Source organism: Amycolatopsis sp. BJA-103, from assembly GCF_002849735.1.
Taxonomy (GTDB): domain Bacteria; phylum Actinomycetota; class Actinomycetes; order Mycobacteriales; family Pseudonocardiaceae; genus Amycolatopsis.
This window is the reverse complement of record NZ_CP017780.1, coordinates 980,433-1,000,081: the sequence shown is the minus strand read 5'-3', so window position 1 is coordinate 1,000,081 and position 19,649 is coordinate 980,433. Positions and strand designations below refer to the sequence as shown.

At 70.8% G+C, this 19,649-nt stretch carries 15 protein-coding genes and 1 pseudogene; 5 read left to right on the top strand and 11 right to left on the bottom strand.

Annotation, left to right across the window (positions count from 1 at the left end; all coding sequences use genetic code 11):
• Nucleotides 1-14: 14 nt before the first annotated feature.
• The 3 genes from BKN51_RS04600 to BKN51_RS04590 are packed head-to-tail and all read right to left on the bottom strand — an operon-like array spanning nt 15 to nt 4,791.
• A complete protein-coding gene (locus BKN51_RS04600) occupies nt 15-2,711 on the bottom strand; it encodes a bifunctional acetate--CoA ligase family protein/GNAT family N-acetyltransferase (RefSeq protein WP_101606430.1) in 2,697 nt (898 codons plus the stop codon).
• A 1-nt stretch (nt 2,712) separates the two neighbouring features.
• Nucleotides 2,713-3,885: an acetoin utilization protein AcuC gene (locus BKN51_RS04595; protein WP_101606429.1), complete on the bottom strand. Its 1,173-nt coding sequence runs from the start codon at nt 3,883-3,885 to the stop codon at nt 2,713-2,715.
• 57 nt (nt 3,886-3,942) lie between these two features.
• Nucleotides 3,943-4,791 (bottom strand): sulfurtransferase, encoded by an 849-nt coding sequence (locus BKN51_RS04590; protein WP_101606428.1) that lies wholly within the window; start codon nt 4,789-4,791, stop codon nt 3,943-3,945.
• Nucleotides 4,792-4,899: 108 nt separating this feature from the next.
• Here BKN51_RS04590 and BKN51_RS04585 point away from each other — a divergent pair, with 108 nt between their 5' ends.
• From BKN51_RS04585 to galE, 3 genes are all read left to right on the top strand, one after another.
• On the top strand, nt 4,900-5,619 hold the full coding sequence (locus BKN51_RS04585; protein WP_101606427.1) for a metal-dependent transcriptional regulator: 720 nt from the start codon (nt 4,900-4,902) through the stop codon (nt 5,617-5,619).
• Complete coding sequence (gene galK, locus BKN51_RS04580; RefSeq protein WP_101606426.1) at nt 5,616-6,797, top strand: galactokinase; 1,182 nt, start codon at nt 5,616-5,618, stop codon at nt 6,795-6,797. Before BKN51_RS04585 ends, galK begins: the two co-directional genes overlap by 4 nt.
• A 282-nt stretch (nt 6,798-7,079) precedes the next feature.
• On the top strand, nt 7,080-8,039 hold the full coding sequence (gene galE / locus BKN51_RS04575; protein WP_101613042.1) for a UDP-glucose 4-epimerase GalE: 960 nt from the start codon (nt 7,080-7,082) through the stop codon (nt 8,037-8,039).
• On the opposite strand, the gene BKN51_RS04570 is transcribed toward galE, so the two are convergent.
• The 3 genes from BKN51_RS04570 to BKN51_RS04560 form a co-directional block, all read right to left on the bottom strand.
• Nucleotides 8,008-9,072, bottom strand: coding sequence for a DUF4192 domain-containing protein (locus BKN51_RS04570; RefSeq protein ID WP_101606425.1), 1,065 nt, complete (start codon nt 9,070-9,072; stop codon nt 8,008-8,010). The two genes, galE and BKN51_RS04570, sit on opposite strands and share 32 nt — an antisense overlap.
• Before the next feature lie 148 nt (nt 9,073-9,220).
• Nucleotides 9,221-10,075: a M23 family metallopeptidase gene (locus BKN51_RS04565; RefSeq protein ID WP_101606424.1), complete on the bottom strand. Its 855-nt coding sequence runs from the start codon at nt 10,073-10,075 to the stop codon at nt 9,221-9,223.
• Nucleotides 10,076-10,233: 158 nt separating this feature from the next.
• Nucleotides 10,234-12,045: a Xaa-Pro dipeptidyl-peptidase gene (locus tag BKN51_RS04560; protein WP_101606423.1), complete on the bottom strand. Its 1,812-nt coding sequence runs from the start codon at nt 12,043-12,045 to the stop codon at nt 10,234-10,236.
• Nucleotides 12,046-12,127: 82 nt separating this feature from the next.
• Between BKN51_RS04560 and BKN51_RS04555 the strand changes: the two genes are divergently transcribed.
• Entirely contained in the window at nt 12,128-13,699 is a 1,572-nt protein-coding gene (locus tag BKN51_RS04555) for a DUF4139 domain-containing protein (protein ID WP_101606422.1), read from the top strand.
• 36 nt (nt 13,700-13,735) lie between these two features.
• On the opposite strand, the gene BKN51_RS04550 is transcribed toward BKN51_RS04555, so the two are convergent.
• Together BKN51_RS04550 and BKN51_RS42965 are read right to left on the bottom strand one after the other, a co-directional pair.
• Nucleotides 13,736-16,396 carry a LuxR C-terminal-related transcriptional regulator gene (locus BKN51_RS04550; RefSeq protein ID WP_101606421.1) on the bottom strand — a complete coding sequence of 887 codons (2,661 nt, stop codon included), beginning with the start codon at nt 16,394-16,396 and terminating at the stop codon, nt 13,736-13,738.
• Nucleotides 16,381-16,599 carry a hypothetical protein gene (locus BKN51_RS42965; protein ID WP_146044430.1) on the bottom strand — a complete coding sequence of 73 codons (219 nt, stop codon included), beginning with the start codon at nt 16,597-16,599 and terminating at the stop codon, nt 16,381-16,383. The genes BKN51_RS04550 and BKN51_RS42965 overlap by 16 nt, the downstream gene beginning before the upstream one ends.
• 339 nt (nt 16,600-16,938) lie before the next feature.
• Between BKN51_RS42965 and BKN51_RS04545 the strand changes: the two are divergent.
• Nucleotides 16,939-17,505, top strand: a pseudogene (locus BKN51_RS04545) (GAP family protein); the annotation flags it as partial.
• Here BKN51_RS04545 and BKN51_RS44115 read toward each other — a convergent pair.
• The 3 genes from BKN51_RS44115 to BKN51_RS04530 are packed head-to-tail and all read right to left on the bottom strand — an operon-like array spanning nt 17,448 to nt 19,596.
• Nucleotides 17,448-18,623, bottom strand: a complete 1,176-nt coding sequence (locus BKN51_RS44115) for an AI-2E family transporter (protein ID WP_158255831.1) — start codon at nt 18,621-18,623, stop codon at nt 17,448-17,450. The pseudogene BKN51_RS04545 and the gene BKN51_RS44115 sit on opposite strands and share 58 nt — an antisense overlap.
• Entirely contained in the window at nt 18,620-19,066 is a 447-nt protein-coding gene (locus BKN51_RS04535; RefSeq protein WP_101606418.1) for a DUF7144 family membrane protein, read from the bottom strand. The genes BKN51_RS44115 and BKN51_RS04535 overlap by 4 nt, the downstream gene beginning before the upstream one ends.
• Nucleotides 19,063-19,596 carry a DUF1269 domain-containing protein gene (locus tag BKN51_RS04530; protein WP_101606417.1) on the bottom strand — a complete coding sequence of 178 codons (534 nt, stop codon included), beginning with the start codon at nt 19,594-19,596 and terminating at the stop codon, nt 19,063-19,065. The genes BKN51_RS04535 and BKN51_RS04530 overlap by 4 nt, the downstream gene beginning before the upstream one ends.
• Between the last annotated feature and the right edge of the window lie 53 nt (nt 19,597-19,649).

The following is a 19,649-nucleotide window of genomic DNA, read 5'->3' as shown; positions in this document are numbered from 1 at the left end:
AGTGCTCCCCGGGCTCAAGTAAGGGCGTTGATCGGCCGCAGCCGCCGCGGCCCGGTGTCGGGGCGGGACGGCGGCGGGCCCAGCACGATCCGGGCGTTGGCGACGAAGGCGCCGTCCGGTGAGGCCAGGATCGGGTCGAGGGTCATCGAGCGGACCTCGGGGTTGTCCTCGGCGAGCGCCGCGACGCGCAGCACGATGTCCTGGAGCGCGGCCAGATCCGCCGGCTCGTCGCCGCGGTACCCGGTGAGCAGCGGCGACGTCCGCGGCTCGCGCAGCAACGTGGCGGCGTCGACGTCGGTGAGCGGGACTGCGCGGTAGGCGCGGTCGCCCAGCAGTGTGCTGACCAGCCCGGAAAGACCGAACGACACGAGCGTGCCGAACGACGGGTCGTCCTGCAGCCCGATCACGCACGAGATGCCCTTGGGCGCCATCCGCTGGACGTAGACGTCGTCGTCGCCGGAGATCTCCCGCAGATCGAGGTACGCCCGGCGCACTCCGTCCACAGAGGACAGATCGAGCCGCACCCCGGCGAGGTCCGGCCTGCCGCGCAGCCGCTCGTCGACGGCCTTGAGGGTGACCGGGAATCCCAGGTCCTCGGCCTCCTTCACCGCTTCGTCCGCGGAAGTCACGACCCGGAAAGGGACGACGTCGATGCCGTAGCAGCCCAGGAGCCGGACCACGTCGTCGTCGGAAAGCAGGGTCGTCTTGCCGTCCTCGCCCGTCAGGAGTTCGTTGACGATCGCCTGAGCCTGCTCGGCGTGCAGTCCCGCGGGCCGCACCAGATTGCCTTGCGGCCGCTGCCGCCAGGCCGCGTAGCGCACGACCCGCGCGAGCGCGTTCACCGCGCGTTCGGGACTGGGGTACGACGGGACCGAACCCCGCGTCGGCACGCCGTCCTCGGACAGCACGGCCAGTTCGTCCGGCACGCCCTCGACGGCCAGGAAGGTCGACACGATCGGCTTGTCCTTGTCCATCTCGACGACGGCCTCCCGCAACGCGCGGGCGTAGGCGGTCCCCGGGATGGCGAGCGGGGGCACGAAGACCACGACGAGCGCGTCGGTCTCCGGTGAGTTGAGTGCTTCGCGCACGGCCGCGGCGAACTCCTCCGGACCCGCCTGCGGCCCGACGTCGACCGGATCCGAGGCCAGCCGGAGGCCCTGCGCCCGCGCGGTGTCGGCGGCGAGCAGCCCGATGGCGCTGGAGTTGCCCACGATGGCGATCCGCGGCCCGGCCGGCAACGGCTGATGGGCGAAGACCAGCGCGGTGTCGAAGAGTTGCGCGAGCGTGTCGACGCGGACGACGCCCGCCTGCTCGAACAGCGCCTGGACGCTGGACTCGTCGACCTCCGCCGAGGTCGCGGCGAGTTGCGGGCGGACGGCGTGCCTGCCGGATTTCACCGCCACCACCGGCTTCGTCCGCGCCAGCCGCCGGGCGAGCCGGGCGAACTTGCGCGGGTTGCCGAACGATTCCAGGTACAGCAGGACGAGATCGGTCGCCGGATCGGTCTCCCAGTACTGGAGCAGGTCGTTGCCGGAGACGTCGGCCCGGTTCCCCGCCGAAACGAACGTCGAAAGGCCGAGACCGCGCGCTTCGGCGTCGGCGAGGATCGCAGTGCCCAGCGCGCCGGACTGGCAGAAGAACCCGGTGCGGCCGCGGGCGGGCAACCGGGGCGCGAGGGTGGCGTTGAGCCGGACCGCGGAGTCGGTGTTGAGCACGCCCAGCGCGTTCGGGCCGACCACGCGCATGCCGTGCGCCCTGGCCTCCCCGACCAGCCTCAGTTCGGCGTGCAGCCCGTGCGGCCCGGCCTCGGCGAACCCGCCCGAGACGATCAGAAGGGTCTTGACCCCCTTGGCCAGCGCACCGTCCAAAACGGACTCGACGGCCTCGGCGGGGACGGCGACCAGCGCGAGGTCGACGTCTTCGGGGATGTCCACGACGGACGGATAGGCGTGGACGCCGCGGACGGACTTGTGCTCCGGGTTGACCGGGTAGACGGTGCCCGCGAAGTCGGCGCTCAGCAGGTTCGTGAGGGCGACGTAGCCGATCTTCGTCGGATCGGTGGACGCGCCGATCACCGCGACCGATTTCGGGTGCAGCAGGTTGTGCACGCTGCGGGCCTCGGCGGCCTGTTCCCGGGAGCGGGCGACGGCGAGGGATTCCTCGGTCGGGTCGATGTCGAACTCCAGGTGCAGCACGCCTTCTTCGATCTCGCGGCTGACCTGGTAGCCCGCGTCGCGGAACACGCGGACCATCGCCGCGTTCTCGGCGAGCACCTCGGCGACGAAGCGGCGGAGCCCCGATTCCGAAGCGGCCGCGGCCAGGTGCTCCAGCAGGATCGACCCGAGCCCGCGGCCCTGGTGGGCGTCGTCGACGACGAACGCGACCTCGGCCGACGGCCCGTGTTCGAGCCGTTCGTAGCGGCCGACCGCCACGATGTCGTCGCCCAGCAACGCGACGAAGGCGACCCTGTCGTGGTGGTCGACGACGGAGAACCGTTCGAGGTCGCGCTGCGGGATCCGCGGATAGGCGCCGAAGTACCGGAAGTACCGGGTGCGTTCGGACAACCGGCCGTGGAAGGCGACGAGCCCGTCTGCGTCGCTGGGGATCACCGGGCGCAGGTGCACCGTGCCGCCGTCGGAGAGCAGGACGTCGGCCTCCCATTCGCGCGGGAAGTCGAAGGGGTCGCGGTTACCGGTGCCCTCACTGGTCATGTCAGTCCCTCGGATCGTCCGGATCGAGACCGTGCAGCGGGAAGATCGCGCGGCGGGTGTCGCGGATGGCGATGTCGACCGGCTCGTCCGCCCCGTCTCCCCACGGGACGAAGGCGGTTTCGCGGTCGTCGGACATGCTGGGCGGGATCTCGGCGTTCGGCGCCGCCCTGGAGATCGACGCGACCCAGTTCGGCGGCAGCGCCGTCGCCGGGTCGACGTCGCGATCGAGCACGGTGGCGAGCAGATGGGTCCAGGACCGCGGCACCACCCGGATCAGCTGGTAGCCACCGCCGCCCACGGCGAGCCAGCGGCCGCCCGCGTGCGCTTCGGACAGTTCCCGCAGCCGCCGGTAGATGGCGCGATGGCCGTCCACCGAGAGCGAGAGATCCGCCAGCGGGTCTTCTTCGTGTGAATCGACGCCGCATTGGGTGACGAGGATCTGCGGCCGGAACTGCTCCAGCAGTGACGGCACCACCGCGTCGAACGCCCGCAGCCAGCCGCCGTCGCGGGTGCCGGGCGGCAGCGGGAGGTTGACCGCGGTGCCCTCGGCGCCGCCCTTGCCGATCTCCGCCGAGTAGCCGGTGCCCGGCCACAACGTGAACGGGTGCTGGTGCAGGGAAACGGTCAGCACCCGGGGATCGTCGTAGAACGCCGCCTGCACGCCGTCGCCGTGGTGGACGTCGGTGTCGACGTACGCGACGCGGTCGAAACCGTGGTCCAGCAGCCACGAGATCGCCACCGAGCAGTCGTTGTAGACGCAGAAGCCCGACGCCCTGTCCGGCATCGCGTGGTGCAGCCCGCCGGCGATGTTCACCGCCCTGGTCGCCTCGCCCTCGGCGATCTTGCGCGCGGCCAGCAACGTCGAGCCGACCACGAGGGCCGAAGCCTCGTGCATCCCGGTGAACACCGGGTTGTCCTCGGTGCCGAGCCCGTGCGCGAAATCGGCACCGGTCATCGGTGCCTGCCGGACGGCCTCGATGTACTCGCCGATGTGGACGCGGCGCAGCTCGTCCTCACCCGCGGGCCCGGGGACGAGCAGCTCGACCCCGTCGAGCACGCCGAGTTCGGTGGCGAGCCGGATCGTCAGTTCGAGCCGCACCGGATTGAACGGATGCTCGCCGCCGAGGTCGTAACCCAGCAGCGAGGAGTCCCATACGACGGCCGGTGCTCGCATGGCACGGACTCTAGTGCCCGGAAGCGGCTCATGCCCCGTCCCCGGCCGCCGCGCGGGTCAGCCGGGCAGGTCCCCGGTGGCCACCGGGCGCTCCGGATCGCGGGACCAGTGCGACCACGAACCCGCGTACAACGCCGCGGGCTCCGGGTGACCGGCGACCTCGAGCGCGAGGACGACGGACGAGGCGGTGACGCCCGATCCACAGTAGACACCGACCGGGGTTTCCGGATCCACGCCGAGTCCTTCGAACCGCTCGGCCAGTTCCGAGGCGTCACGCCAGCGGCCGTCCTCCGCGAGATGCCCGGAGAAGGGCGCGTTGACCGCGCCGGGGATGTGCCCGGCGCGCGGGTCGATCGGCTCGGTCTCCCCCGCGTACCTCGGCTTGGCGCGGGCGTCGAAGAGCAGCCCTTCCCTGGCCAGCGTGGCGGCCCCGGCCGCGTCCAGCACCGGCATGCCGCCGGGCTTCACCACGATGTCGCCCTCCTCGGGCGAGGGGATCTCGCCGGTGAGCGGGCGCTCTTCCTCGGCCCAGGCGGCGAATCCGCCGTCCAGCACGGCGACCTCGGTGTGCCCGGCCCAGCGCAGCAGCCACCACGCCCGCGCCGCGACCGAACCGTCGGAGTCGTCGTACACCACGACCGGGTGACCGGCGCGGATCCCGGCCGCCCGCAGATGCCGCTGCAGCGTCTCCGGCTCGGGCAGCGGGTGACGGCCGCCGTCGCCCGGCTCCCCCGCGAGCGCCGTGTCGAGGTCGACGTACACCGCGCCCGGGAGATGTGCCTCACGATAGGAATCGGCGCCCGGCGGGCCCGCGAGCCGCCAGCGGACATCGAGGACTACGGAGCGTGCCGATTCCGGCCCGGAGAGCTGCGCGGCGAGTTCGCTGGTGGTGATCATGGGGCGCATGGGCCCATCTTCCCGTGCCTCGCGGCTCCACGCCCAGCTTGGGGGACTTTTCCCGCCTCGGAGCTTGTTGTCCCCACGCGTGCGTCGCTGTCAGTGCCAGCGACTACGATGAGCAACGCGGACGAAGGGGACAGCGTGAACGATCTCATCGACACCACAGAGATGTACTTGCGTACGATTTACGAACTCGAAGAAGAGGGTGTCGTCCCGCTGCGGGCCCGGATCGCGGAGCGGCTGCAGCAGAGCGGCCCGACCGTGAGCCAGACCGTCGCCAGGATGGAACGCGACGGGCTGGTCGTGGTCGCGGACGACAGGCACCTGCAACTGACGGAACACGGCCGCGAGCTGGCCATCGCGGTCATGCGCAAGCACCGGCTCGCCGAGCGCCTCCTGGTCGATGTGATCGGGCTGGAGTGGGAACACGTCCACAACGAGGCCTGCCGCTGGGAACACGTGATGAGCGAGGCCGTCGAGCGCAAGCTGGTCAAGCTGCTCGACCACCCCACCACGTCGCCCTACGGCAACCCGATCCCGGGACTGGACAAGCTCGGCGACGGCGATCCCGCCCCGCCGGCCGAAGCCGACCTGGTGCGGCTCGACGAGTTCGCCCGCATGGGTGGCGGCGAGGTCGAGATCCGCCGGATCGCCGAACACGTGCAGCTCGACGAGACGCTGATGACGGAGCTCAAGTCGGTCGGCATCGTGCCCGGCAGCCGGGTCAAGGTCGGCAAGACGGCGCCCGGCGGGACCATCGAGGTCACCGGCGGGAACAACACCGCCCAGGTGCCGGTCTCGGCGCTGCACGCCGTGCTGGCGCAGGCCAGGTGAGCGCCGCGTCCGACGCTGCGGGGACCTTCCGGACCCTGCACGGCCGGGCTCCGGCGGGCGTCTGGTCCGCACCCGGCCGGGTGAACCTGATCGGTGAGCACACCGACTACAACGACGGTTTCGTGCTGCCGTTCGCCCTCCCGCACCGGCTCGCCGCGGCGGCGTCCCCGCGCGAGGACGGCGTGCTGACGGTGGCCACCCTCGGCTCGGACGGCCGGGTCCAGGAATCCGGCCCGCTCACCATCGCCGACCTGCGGCCCGGCTCGGTCGACGGGTGGGCCGCGTACCCGGCGGGGGTCGCCTGGGTGCTGCGTGACCAGGGGCTCGGCGCCGGCGCGGACGTGGCGATCGCGGGGGACGTGCCCTCGGGGGCGGGCCTGTCCTCTTCCCACGCTCTCGAATGCGCCGTCGCGCTCGCCCTCCTGGGGCTGGCGGGCCGCACTCCGGGGAGCGGCGCGGGTTCGCCCGCCCTGCACGAGGTGGCGCGCTGGGTGCAGCGTTCGGAGAACGACTTCGTCGGCGCGCCGACCGGTCTGCTCGACCAGACGGCTTCCTTGTGCTGCACGGAATCGAACGTGCTGTTCCTCGACGTCCGGTCCGGCGAGATGGAGCAGGTGCCGTTCCCGCTGGAGGAATCCGGCGTCCGGATCCTGATCATGGACAGCCGCACGAAACACTCGCACGCCGAGGGCGGCTACGGCGAACGCCGCCGGGGCTGCGAACGCGCCGCGGAACTGCTCGAAGTGAAGGCGCTGAGGGACATCGGCGTCGACGGGCTGGACGCCGCGCTCGCCAAGCTGCCGGAAGACCTGGTGCCGCTGGTGCGCCACGTCGTGACGGAGAACCAGCGGGTCCTCGACACCGTGGATCTGCTGCGTGCCGGCCGGATCACCGAGATCGGCCCGCTGCTGGACGCCTCGCATGTCAGCATGCGCGACGACTACCGGATCTCCACCCGTGAACTCGACCTCGCCGTCGATTCGGCCCGCGAAGCCGGGGCGCTCGGCGCGCGGATGACCGGCGGCGGCTTCGGCGGTTCGGCCATCGCACTGGTCCGCGAGTCCGATGTGGACACCGTGGGGCGGGCGGTGAAGGCCGCGTACGAGGCGGCGGATCTGCGCCACCCCAGGCTGTTCACCGCGGTGCCTTCGCGTGGCGCGGGCCGCGACACGCTTTAGTGGGTAGAGCTGGCGGCTCAGCGCGCGCCGGGGTGACGATGAAGGAATCGGGACGTTGAGTGTCCTGATTCCTACATCGTCGAGGGGTCGGGCCGGTCTCGGGTCTTGATCAACGGAGGATCGGGGACACTCAACGTCCCCGATCCTCCGTTGATCAAGAGAAGCCTTGGCCGATACCCCCGGGCGCGGCAGGTGCCCGGGGGCGAGGACACTGAGCACCCACCGCATCCGCAGCAGAAAGGCGCGAACGTGACCGACGAACCGACCAAGACCCTGAAGCTGATGGTGACGGGCGGAGCCGGTTATGTGGGCAGCGTTTGCGCGGCCCGCCTCATCGAGGCCGGGCACGACGTCACCGTGGTCGACGACCTCTCCACCGGGCACGCCGACGCGGTGCACCCGGACGCCACCTTCGTCGAGGGCGACGCCGCCGAGGTCGCGCGGCGCCTTCTCGGCGACGGCTTCGACGGTGTCCTCCACTTCGCCGCCAAGTCGCTGGTCGGCGAGTCGATGACGGATCCGGCGAAGTACTGGGAGGGCAACGTCCTGACCTCGCTTCGCCTGCTCGAGGCGATGCGCGACCACGGCACGAAGCGGCTGGTGTTCTCCTCCACCGCGGCCACCTACGGCGAGCCCGAGTCCTCTCCCATCCCGGAGACGGCGCCGACGCAGCCGACGAACACCTACGGCGCGACGAAGCTGGCCATCGACCACGCGATCACGTCGTTCTCGCGTGCCCACGGCATCGCCGCCGTCAGCCTGCGCTACTTCAACGTCGCGGGCGCCTACGGCACCTTCGGCGAGCGGCACACCACCGAAACCCACCTGATCCCCCTCGTCCTCCAGGTCGCCACCGGGGACCGCGAGCGGATCCAGATCTTCGGTGACGACTACCCGACCGCGGACGGCACCGCCATCCGCGACTACATCCACGTCGTCGACCTCGCCGACGCGCACCAGCTGGCCCTGCGCCACGCGGTGGACGGCGAGCACCGCGTCTACAACCTCGGCAGCGGCACCGGTTTCTCCGTGCTCGAGGTGATCGAGGCGTGCCGCCGCACCACCGGTCACGAGATCCCCGCCGCGGTCGCGCCGCGCCGGGCGGGCGACCCGTCGGTGCTGGTGGCCTCCAGCGAGCGGGCGAACGGCGAACTCGGCTGGAAGCCCGAGCGCACCGACCTCGACGGCATCGTGGCCGACGCGTGGGCGTTCACTCAGTCCCGCCAAGCGGCTCGAGGCTGAGCGCGGGCGGCGCTTCCTCTCGCTGTCGAAGGACGATTCCGGCCACTTCGGACGGCGCCAGCATCGTGTCCAACGCGGCGGTCAGCAGCCTGGCCAGGTTGTGGTCCGGATCGACTTCGCAGGCCCTCGCCAGTGCTATCCCGGCGGAGGCGAGATCGCCGCGGGCGTAGGCGGCGTGCGCTTTCAGGCACAGCGCTTCGGCGGATTCCGGCTCCGGTAGCTCCCTGGCGAGACGGAGCCAGAGATCTTCCGCGACCCGTGCCAAAGGCGAGTCGGCGGGAGCCGCGGTGAGCAGGCAGGCGCCCCGGACCTCGACCAGGGAAAGCGCCCAGGCCAGCCGGACGGCCTGATCGTCGGTGAGCGTCAGGTCACCCCGCTGGTACCGGGCGAGGGCCGCGTTGACCTCGGCGAGCCCCCCTTCGACGACGGCGTCGCCGCCCCACGGCGGGTCGGCCAGCCGGTTCAGGAGATCGGCACGCCGCGCGAGCGTCTCCGCCGGACCGGCTTCGAAGAGGCGCTCCAGCTCCTCCCTGCTCTCGCGGATGACGCGGCCGTCGCCGATGGCGACCGCGGCGATCACCGACTCGCGGGGGTCGGGGAGGATGCCGCCACAGGTCTTCTCGCGGTAGCACGCCCATCTGACGCCCGCGGTGAAGGACGGCACCCAGAGCGAGTGCAGCAAAGGGATGTCGTACTCGGCGAGCGAGGATTCCAGGCGCCGGACGAAGCGGCGGCGAGGCGGCCGCCCGGCCGGGTTCGGGGCGCCTCCGCCGACGACGGCCACCGTGGCGCCGGTGTGCGCGGTCGCGGCGAGCCGCGCCGCGAGGTCGAGCGCCTGGTCTTTCTCCAGGCCGGGTGGCGGGAGGTCCACGCGCAGGGTGAGGCCCTGCTGCTTGCGGTCCGGTCCTCGCTGCCCGAAGACGACGACGGAGTTCTCGGGGTGGAACCCGAGGATGTACGGGATCGCGGCGAGCAGGTCCGCCGGATCCTTCAGATCGACCTTGGTCCTGCCGGTCGGGGTGGATGTGGTCATGCCCCCACCCTGCGGCGGGAATGGGCCGCTGGGTGGGGGCAGGACAGATCTGTGGACGGCCGGGTCCGTTGTGGACAACCGCCGCCGGGACCGGTCTGGGGCGCCGATCCTGTCGGTGGGGTGGTCTACCGTGCCCGGCTCCTCGGGATCAGCCGCAGTGTTCGAACGGGCTCTCGTAGGCGTTCGTCCCGACCGAGCCGCCCCACTTGACGCAGGTCGAAGCGGCCGTCTTCTTCACCGGTCCGGCGTAGTAGGTGAAGCTGCCGGAATCGGTGGTGCGCGCCGAACCCTGGACTTCGAGGAACGCCGACACCGGCGACGCGGTGCCGAGCGAAACCGCCTTCAGCGTGGTCGCGCAGTTGGCCTTGGTCGAAGCGTTGTAGAGCAGGTACGCCGTGCCGGAACCGCCGGCGAGCGCCTGCGAGTCGACCACGGAGAAGCCGCTGCCGCACACCTCGGTGGCCTCGTACGGGTTGCCGCCGCACGAGTTCTTGCTGGTGAAGTTCGTGTGGCCATAGTACGGCACCGCGACCCCGTTCAGCTTCGCCTTCTGCGCCGTTCCGTTGAGCCGCTCTTCGAAGTGCAGGTGAGGACCGGTCACGCCGCCGGTCGCCCCGGCCGTGCCGATCTGCTTGCCGAGGCTGACCGACTGGCCGACCGAGACCGACTGGGTCGACAGGTGGGCGTAGCGGGTGGTCCAGCCGCCACCGTGGTCGATCTCGACCCAGCGCCCGTAGCTCGTGCTGCCTTCGTTGGCGACCCGGGTGATCTTGCCGCCCGCCGAGGCCAGCACCGGCATCCCGGTGATCCCCGACTTCTGGAAGTCGACCGAGTTCGCCGGGCTGTGCCCGCTGAACGTCGCGGCCGTGACCGTCACCCCGCATTTGAACGGGACCTGGAAGTTCGGGGCGGCCGACGCCTGCGCCGTACCGGCCAGCGTCAGGCCGAGCGCGGGGAGAACGGCGGCCGCGGCGAGCGCTGCGAAGCGGCGCAACCTGGACATGGAGACCTCCATCTGGTGGGGAAGCCGGACGCGGCGAAGCAAAGCCGGAGGAAATACATTTTCCATACAAGCCCGAGGTCGGGTCGGCGTTTTCCACCCGGAAACGCCGAATGCCACGTCCGGGTGGACGTGGCATTCGGGGGCGGACCGACCGGGACTCAGCCGAAGGCGGCGCGCAGCGCGGGCTTCCCGCCCGCCACCGGCAGCACCACGGTGGTGCGGTTCAGCTCGAGCGAGATCCCCGCTCCCGCCTTCGGCCGGAGCGTGTAGTCGTGATCGCTGGAGGCCAGCAGGAACTCGATCTTGTGCCCGGTCGCGAGCAGGTAGTCCTTCGCCACCAGCTCGACCTCGATCTGGTACTTCTCACCGGGGGTGATCGGGTCGGTGCGGGCGGGGTCGCGACGGTTCTGCGGATCGGTCCAGCCGCGGCTGATCACCTTGGCCGTGCCGTTCGGGGCGCGGTCGACGAGCACCGCCGTCACGTTCGCGGCGGGCTTGTCGAAGGACACCGACAGTCCGGCCTTCGCGGTACCGGAAAGGCGTACGGGCTGCTTCGCCGCGGTGGTCGAGTACAGCAGCCGGTTACCCGACGAGGCCGCGTTGGCGAGCTGTTCGACGGTCTTGCTCGCGTCGTCGGCCAGCTTCTCGACGGCGGGCTTGCCCGGAACGGCGTTGCCCGTGTCGAGCTTGCCCTTCGAGGAGCCACCGGGCCACGGGTAGAGCTTCACGTCCTGGGTGCCGGGCAGCGGCCACTCGGCCTCGTCCACCCACGAATTGTCCTCGCGCTGGATGGTGGCCTTCGGCTCGCGCTCGATGCCGTTGTCCAGGTCGTAGAGGTAGTGCGACATCCACTTGTTGAGCGTGGCGAGCCAGACGTCGCGGCGGAGGCTGTACGGGTCGGCGTGGCCGGACTGGTGCAGCCAGATCTTGTGCTCGACGCCGTGCTGCTTGAGCGCCTCGTACCAGCGGGTGCCCTGGTCGGTCTTGACGTTCCAGTCGTTGAGGCCGTGCACCACGAGCACCGAGGCCCGCACCTTGCGCACGTCGTTGCGGTAGTTCCGCACGTCCCAGAAGGGGCTGTAGTCGCCGCTCACCCGGTCCTGGTCGACCGCGATGCCGTCGATCAGCGGACGGCAGACGGCGCGATCCTGGCGCGTGTAGACGTAGTCGGCGAGCACGTCCGCGTCCTCGCCCTGGTAACCGCCGGCCGCGACGACGGCGCCGTCGTTGCGGTAGTAGTCGTACCAGCTGGAGATCGCCGCGATCGGGACGATCGTCTCCAGCCCCTCGACGCCGGTGCTGGCCACCGCATTGGGCAGCGTCCCGTTGTAGGAAACGCCCGTCATGCCGGTCTTGCCGGTGCTCCAGTCCGCGACGGCGGCCTTGCCCGACGCGTCACGCGCCGTCGCCCTGCCGTTCAGCCAGTCCACAATGGACTTCGCGCCGATGGTCTCGTTGACGTCGCCGGTGCTCGGGCAGCCGGTGGACTGCCCGCTGCCGAGCGACTCCCCGTACACCACGGCGAAGCCGCGGGCGGTGAAGTAGTCCTGGTAGCGCCAGCTGATCGGCGCCGCGTTCGGGCCGACGGTGCTGGTCGCGATCCGCGGGCCCGCGGGGGCGCGCTTGGCGCCGGGCACGTACAGCTCGACGTCGACGTTGTGGTTCGCGACGTCGTTGCCGCCCGCGTAGTACGGGCTGGCCTGGTAGACGACCGGGACCTTCATCCCCTGCTGGGTCGCGCGGGGCCGCACCACCTCGGCGTGCACGAGGTCGTCCTTGCCGTCGCCGTCGCTGTCGACCGGCGCGGTGACCCAGACGTTCTCCCGGATGACGTCCGCCGGGTTGAACACCGGTTGCGCCTGACCGTCCTTGAAGACCGGCGTTGGTGGCGCGTCGGCTTGGGCGGGCAAAGCCGTCGCCGGTAGAACCAAGACGGCGGTGAACAGGGCGGCGAGCCTGGCGACTCTCACGTGACCCCCAAGGGCGGGTGGGCAAGACGCAGCTGAGGTTTCCGGCCCCCTGAACGGGTGTCAAGAGACTAACGTCGGGGGCATGCCGAGCACCGTGGAAGCACCGATCGTCGCCGTCACCGTCTACCCCCACCATGCCCGGATAACGAGACGGGCGTCGGCACGCCTTGACAACGAGACGCGGTTCAGCTTCGCCGGGCTGCCGTGGAATCTGGACAGCGATTCGGTCCGTGTCACGGGGTCTGGTCCGGCGGTCATCGCCGGGGTCGACGTCGCCGTCGAGCGCCACCCCGCGCCCGCGGACGCTTCCCTGCGCGCGCTGACCGAGCGGCGGCGGGCCGACCAGGCGATGGTCGACGAGGTCGCCGACGCCGTCGCCGCGGAGAGCGCGAAGGTCGACCTGCTGACAGGCGTGGCGAAGCGGAGTGGCGGCAGTTTCGCGAAGGCGCTCGCGGCGGGCACGGCGGAACCGCCCCGGGTCGCGGAAGTCACCGACGCGCTCGGCACGCAACTGGCCGAGGCGCTGGGCAAACGCCGCGAACTCGGCATCCGGCTGGCCGCGCTCCGCGACGACCTCGGCGCGCTGGACCGGGAGATCCAGGCGAAACAGGGCCAGTCCGAAGTGGACAGCGCGACGGTCACGGTCGAACTGGAAAGCCAGGAGGACGGCGCGGAAATCGGGCTCGAACTGTCCTATGTGGTCGCGAACGCGAGCTGGGAGCCCGGTTACGACGTGCGTGTCCGCGGCGAGGACGTCTCAGTGACCTGGTACGGGCGGATCACCCAGCACACCGGCGAAGACTGGCCCGAATGCGAGCTGGCGCTCTCGACCGCGCGTCCGGCGAACACCGTGGAGGTACCGGAACTCGATCCGTGGTTCCTCGACCGCGTGCGCCCGGTCGAACCGGTGATGGCGCGGGCCGCGTACGGCAGCGCGTCACCGGCGGGCGGCGGGATGCCGGAAGCGGCGGGTTTCCGGAACCTGGCGGCACCCGCCCCGGCGATGGCGGTGCGCACCGCGTCCGCCGAGGAGGGCGCCACCGCGGTCACCTACCGGCCGGGACGCCCGGTGGCGGTGCCTTCGGGAGCACAGGGCCACCGCACGACGCTGGCACAGCTCGAACTGACCGCCAAACTGGGCTACATCACCGCCCCGGCGCGGTCACCGGAGGCCTTCCTGCGGGCGACCGTGGTCAACACGTCGGAGCACACGCTGCGGCCGGGCAAGGCGTCCGTGTTCCACGAGACGGAGTTCGTCGGCACCACTCGGCTCGAAATCTGGGCGCCGGGTGAGGAGCTCGAACTCGCCCTCGGCGTGGACGACCGGATCCGGATCGACCGGGAACTCTCGCACCGCACGGCGAGCAAGGCGACCTTGTCCGGTGTTCGCAAGCGGGAGGCCGCCTACACCACGACGATCGTCAACCACAGCCCGCGCGAAGCCGTCGTGACCGTGCTGGACCAGGCGCCGGTCTCTCGCGACGAGGCGATCACGGTTCGCGACGTGCGCGCCGTCCCGGATCCGGTGGAGCGGACCGAGCTGGGCGAGATCACCTGGCGGCTGACGCTCGCTCCGGGTGCGAAGGGTGTCGTGACGCTCGGGTACCGGGTGGACGTCGCCAAGGGTGTCGAGCTGTCGGGGTGGCGCGAGTAGCCGGGAAGGCCCGACGACGCTGTCGGGCGGCGGAACCTACAACAGGCCACGCCGTCGTGCGGCGACGACGGCGTCCCGGCGGTGGTTGACGCCGAGCTTCCGGTAGATGCCGCGAAGGTGGGTCTTGACCGTGTTCACCGACACGAAGAGCGAATCGGCGATCTGCTCGGTGGTGCGCATCGACGGCAGCTCGGTGAGGAGTTCGAGCTCGCGAGAGGTGAGCGGATCGACCGGGCCGCCGGGGTGGGCGGGCAAGGACTGCAGAACGGTGCTCGCGAACTCTTCCGTGCGCCCGAACCTCCCGGCCCCGCTCACCAGGAGTTCCCGGACGTGCCTGCCCGCGTCGTGGAACGGCCGCAGCGCCTGCTGGGGTGCCGCGAGGTCGAGTGCGCGGCCGACGGCATTGTGCGCCTGGTTCTGTTCACCGGCCTGATCGGCGAGAATCGCTTCGAGGAGCCAGCTCTCGATCAGGGTGTGCGCCACCAGCGGTCTGGTCTGCCGCTCGATGACCGGCTGCAGACGGCGGCGCGCGGCACCGGTCCTGCCGCGGTGCAGGTGCACGAGGGTGCTCAGCAGCGCGTGCTCCGCGTAGGGCGCGAGCAGGTGCCGATGCCGTTCGGTCACGTCCATCGCCCAGGTGGGTTCCCCGACGCGCAGGGCGAGTCGCTGCTCGATCGGAGCCGTGCAGGCGACGAGCCAGGGTGCGACCGGTTCGGCCGCGAGCCGTTTCCGGTGCCCCCGCAGTGTTTCGACGACGGCGTGCGGATCGGCCGCGAGACCGAATTCGACGGCGGCGCTGAGGGTCACCGTCAGCATCTCCACCCCCGGGTCCACGACCGCGGGCGAGAGCCTGGTCGCCAGCGCGGAAAACCGGCGGGCGCTCTCCTGGTCCAGCCGCTGGTAGGCCGCCATCCCGAGCACGGCGTACAGGAACGCGGTCCGCGAAGTCTCGGTCCAGCCGCGGGACCGGGCCAGTTCGAGGGCGGCGCTGGTGTGCACGGCCAGCCCGGCGAGGTCGCCCTGGACCCGGGCGATCCCCGCGAGGTGGATCTCGCAATGCAGCCGGACGGCGTCGCGCCGCTCCAGCGTGGCCGTCCGCAGCGCGCGTTCCAGGTCACCGGTGGCGCCCGGGAGGTCGCCCAGCCACAAGGACGCGGTCCCCTGGGTGGCCAGCGCCAGCAGGTCGAGGTCGACGTCGCCGGTGTCACCCGCGCTCGTGGCCCGGAGTTCCGCGAGCGCCTTGTCCAGGTGCCCGCCGTACCTCGCCCGGTAGAGGACGGCCACGGCGTTCAGCGCGCGCAGCCGCCCGGAACGCAGCGACTGGGCGGAATTGTCGCCCCTGCCGAGGTACCGGTCCGCCGCGACGAGGTCGTGGACGTCGAGGGCGGCGACGGCGGCGATGAGCGCCACCTGCGGCCGGGCCAGGATGTGCTCCGGCATCGCGCCGAGCAGCGTGTGCAACCGGGCCCCGTGTCCGTCGAGGACGGTCCGCAGCCCGAACCGCTGGATGTACCGCGTGATCAGCTCGTCGTCCTGCGCGGCGATACCGTGCTCCAACGCCGCGAGCACGTCGCCGGAGTCGGTGAACCATTCGGCCGCCGACCGGTGGAGCCTGCGGTGGGCCCTGGGGTGACGCCGGTTCAGCTCCGCGCGCAGGTAGCCGCGCAGCAGCGGGTGGCAACGGTAACGAGGGCCGTGCCGGGTGACCAGCGCGTTGGTGCGGGTGAGCGTGTACAGGATCTGCCCGGAGTTCTCCTGCCCGGTCAGGCGGGTGGCCAGTTCGTCGCTGATGTCGGGGCACACCGACGTGCTCAGCAGGAACTCGCGGACGTGCGCGGGCTGCGGGCCGACGATCTCCCCGCCCAGGTATTCGGCCAGCAGCCGGTCTTCACCGGTGAAGGCCCGGATCGCCGCACCGGTGTCCGGCGTGGCGGCCAGCGCGAGGGTGAGGAACCGCAGCCCCGCCGCCCAGCCCTCCGTGCGGGTGGAGATCTCGTCCAGATCCGCCTGTGTCAGCGCGAGGTTCTGCCCGGCGAGCAGCTTCCCGGTCTCCTCCTCGGTGAAGTTCAGCTGGTGCGCGGTGATCTCCCGTAACCTCCCTTCGAGCCGGATCCGGGGCAGGATCAGCGGGGGCGGGAACCGGGTCGCGATGACGACCCGCACTCCCGGCGGCAGATAGCGCAACAGCAGGTTCACGTTCCTCACCGCGTCCGGTGCGGACAATTCGTGTGCGTTGTCCAGCACCAAAATCACCGGGCACGGAAGCCGGGCGCACGCGTCGATGAACGCGCCGACACACTCGTGCGCGGAAGCGTCCCTAGGGAGCATCGTCTCCGGGATCGAGCCGTCCCCGGCGCTCCGGTACAACGCGCGGAGGATCGACGACCACAGGGTGTACACCTTGTTGTCGTTGGTGTCCAAGGAGATCCAGGCCCGATGTTCACCGGTCGCGTGCTGCCGCGCCCGCCGCCGGAACCAGCTGCCGAGCAGCACGGTCTTGCCGGACCCCGCCGGCGCGTTGAGCAGCGTGACGCTGGGGACTTCGCCGGAGGTGGCCTGATCGAGGGCGTCGAGGAGACGGTCCCGTTCGAGAACGTCGGAAGCGGGCGGCGGCGGGGCGAGTTTCGGCGACGGCACCACGACGGGTTCCCCGCCGTGGGTCGAGGTGCCTTCGACGCGGGTCACCGGCCGGCGCATGACATCGCCGCGCTGGAAAGGACATGCCAGACGAACGCGAACACGCGGGAAGTCCCGCCGATGGCGAAGGCGAGACCGGAAAGGACGACATCCGTCTTTCCCGATCCCCCGCTTTCCCCCGGTTGCGCCGAAAGGACCAGCACGAAAGTCAGTGCGGTAAGGACGAGTTTGGCTCTGGACCGACGACGCGGCTCAGTGCTCACCGATTGTCTCCCTTCGATTCCCCAGACGAGTGAGGGAACCGATCTTGCTCACCCCGCGCGGCGGTCACCTCCTCCCTGGCGGGTGAGTCGGGGTGACACTCGTAGCGAAGAGTGTTTGAAACAAAGGATTTCTCGCCGTGGGTGACGAAACCCGGCACGCGTTTTCACCCGCCACGAAGGAAGAAGTCGGTGTCGCGGCGGCGCATTCTGGAAATCGCGGATCACGAAGTCCCGGGCTCTGGCGGTAGACCGCCGCGCGAGCGTTGCCCGTCGCCGTCGGGACACCGGTGGCGGGCAACGCGATTCGCTGTCGAACAGCCTTGGACGGGAGTCTCGGAAATGACGGACGGCTCACTCACAGTGCTCCCGCTCGCGATCACCATGATGGCCGGACCGCAGTTCGTGTCCGCGCTGATCTTGATCACGACGAAACGCGCTGTCCCGACCTCGCTCGCGTTCGTGGCGGGGGTCGCCACCGCCGCGACGGCGGGGACCGCGCTCACCACCTGGCTGGCGGGGCTTCTCCCGCCCGATCCCCTCGTCTCCGATTCGGACGGTTCCCTCTACGCGATCGTCCAATTCGGGCTGGTGGCGCTCCTGCTGGGCATCGCGATCCGGAACTGGGCGCACCGTAAAACCGCGGAACCGCCGAAATGGCTGGGATCGCTCATGTCGGCGGGTCCGCGCCGAGGATTCCGTACCGGATTCCTGCTCATCGCGTTCTTTCCGTCGGACATCGTCGTGATGTGCGCCGTCGGTCTCGACCTCGGCCGCGGCGGGGCGGGTTTCGGCGCGGCGGTCCCGTTCCTCTCGGCCACCACGCTGATCGCCGCCCTGCCGCTCCTGGCCTACCTCCTCTTCCGGCGGCGCGCGGCGCGGGTCATGCCCGCCGTCCGCGACTGGACGAACGACCACGGCTGGTTGCTGAACATCGTGGCGTGCCTCTTCTTCGTCGTGCTCATCCTGTCCTGACCGCGCTCCGGTCCTCGCCGGGACGAACCGACCAGCGCCGTGACCCAGCTGCGGCCGGGGTCGTCGACGAGGACGGCCAGCACGAGCAAGGTCGCCGGTACCGAAAGCAGCGTCCCGAGCGGTCCGAGCACCCAGGCCCAGAACACCAGCGCGACGAACGTCGCCGTGGCCGACAGCCCGACGGCGTTGCCGACGTACCTCGGCTGGATCAGCGATTGCAGCACGAAGTTGAGCACGACGTAGACCGCCACCACCGCCAGCATCACCGGCAGGCCGCCGTCGAGGAGCGCGAGCGTGGCGGGCGGAGCGAGGCCGAGCAGGAAGCCGATCGTCGGGATGTAGTTGGTGACGAAGGAAAGCAGCCCCCACAGCAGCGCGAGCGGCACGCCGAGCACCACGAGCGCGAGGACGTCCAGCGCGGCGACCACGAGGCCGAAGACCGTGGTCACCACCAGGTACACCCGGACGCGGCGGCCGAAGTCGCGCAGCGCCTCCGCCGTCCGCGCCCGCTCACCCGCGATCCCGGCGATGCGGCCGTCGATGTCCGCCGTTTCCGCGCTGAGGAACAGCAACAGCCCCAGCAGGAAGACCAGGCTCGTGGTGACACCGGTCAGATCGGCGAGCAGGGCGCCGGCGTAGGAGACGAGCTTGCCGGGATCGAGAGACGCGACGAGGTCGCGCAACTGGGCGGGCCCGGCACCGAATTTCGCCAGTACACCGGCGATTTCGGCATACAGAGCGGTGATCCGGTCGGCGTAGCGCGGCAGGAGCGCCGCGAGTTGCGCCACCGACACGACCATCGCGACGCAGAAGGAGATGAGGATCCCGTAGACGAACACCACGAGCGCCGCCGTCGCCACCCAGCGGGGGAAACCGAAGCGCCGCAGCCTGCCGTGCGCGGGACTGAGCGTGATCACGATGACCAGCGCCAGCAAGGTCGGCGCCGCCAGCCAGGCGACCGCTTTGACCCCCGCGACACCGACCACGATCGCCGCCGCCCCGAGCAGGACGGCGAGCGCTCGTGGTGTTCGAGAGGTGGGCTGTCCCGTCACCACAACCCACGATCCGGTAGTTCGTCACCGTGGACGAGGACCGCCCAGATGACCGTCACGCACAGGACGATCACGATCATCGACCACACCGGATGCGCCGAGAGGAACACCAGGTGGGTCACCGCGTTCCCGGCCGCGAAGAGCACCGCGACCACCCGCGACCAGATCGCGCCCGTGAGGAGGAAGCCACCGGAGACCGCCACCAGCGCACCGCCCACCACATGGGCCCACGCCCATCCGGTCACGTCCAGGACGAGGGCGTATTCCGGGCCCGAGATGTAGTAGCCGCCCTGGAACAGGGCCACGATCCCGGCGATGACGTCGAAGACGCCGAGGATGAGCATGACCACGCTGGCGAAGACGATCCATCCCGCCCAGGCAGGACGGTGCTCTCCCTGCCGGGAGTCGGCGAGATCGGCTTCGGCACCCCACTGCGCGCTCATTTCCGCCCCGTTCCCGGAGCCTCGGCGGTCTGCTGTTCCAGTTCCATCGAGAAGCTCTCGCGCAAGGCCTGCTCCTGTTCGGCGCTCAGATTCGTGAAGATCAGCTCCGGCGCGTTTTCGCCGGTGAAGGCGTCCCGCACCTTGTCGACGACCGCGCCCGAACTGAGCAGGAACAAGGCCGACGTGCCTTCGGTGACCTCTCCCCTGACCCGCTTGATCAGGTCGTCGTCGATGCCGTAGTCCGACGTCAACCCGCCGAAAGCGCCCGCCGCGGCGCCGAGGGCCGCCCCGAGCAGCGGCACGAGGAAGATCAGGCCGAAGAGCAGTCCCCAGAACGCGCCGCTCAGCGCGCCACGGCCCGCCAGGTTGCGCAACTGGCGGAGTTTCGGCTTGGACGCTCCCGCCGGCCACGACACCGTCGCGGCGTCGTGTACCGAGATGAGCTGGTTCTTCGCCAAGCCCTTCACCGTCTCCGCCGCGCCGTCCGCGCCGTCTGCCGAGCGGAACAACCAGATGGTCAACGTGTCCACGGCTCACCGTCCCTTCTGAAATGGGTGATCTGACGGTGGCCATCGCACAGCGG

Coding starts and splice junctions, on each gene's coding strand:
- BKN51_RS04600 (WP_101606430.1), bottom strand. CDS start 2,711: ATGACCAGTGAGGGCACCGGTAACCGCGACCCCTTCGACTTCCCGCGC.
- BKN51_RS04595 (WP_101606429.1), bottom strand. CDS start 3,885: ATGCGAGCACCGGCCGTCGTATGGGACTCCTCGCTGCTGGGTTACGAC.
- BKN51_RS04590 (WP_101606428.1), bottom strand. CDS start 4,791: ATGCGCCCCATGATCACCACCAGCGAACTCGCCGCGCAGCTCTCCGGG.
- BKN51_RS04585 (WP_101606427.1), top strand. CDS start 4,900: ATGAGCAACGCGGACGAAGGGGACAGCGTGAACGATCTCATCGACACC.
- galE (WP_101613042.1), top strand. CDS start 7,080: ATGGTGACGGGCGGAGCCGGTTATGTGGGCAGCGTTTGCGCGGCCCGC.
- BKN51_RS04570 (WP_101606425.1), bottom strand. CDS start 9,072: ATGACCACATCCACCCCGACCGGCAGGACCAAGGTCGATCTGAAGGAT.
- BKN51_RS04565 (WP_101606424.1), bottom strand. CDS start 10,075: ATGTCCAGGTTGCGCCGCTTCGCAGCGCTCGCCGCGGCCGCCGTTCTC.
- BKN51_RS04555 (WP_101606422.1), top strand. CDS start 12,128: ATGCCGAGCACCGTGGAAGCACCGATCGTCGCCGTCACCGTCTACCCC.
- BKN51_RS04550 (WP_101606421.1), bottom strand. CDS start 16,396: ATGCGCCGGCCGGTGACCCGCGTCGAAGGCACCTCGACCCACGGCGGG.
- BKN51_RS04535 (WP_101606418.1), bottom strand. CDS start 19,066: ATGAGCGCGCAGTGGGGTGCCGAAGCCGATCTCGCCGACTCCCGGCAG.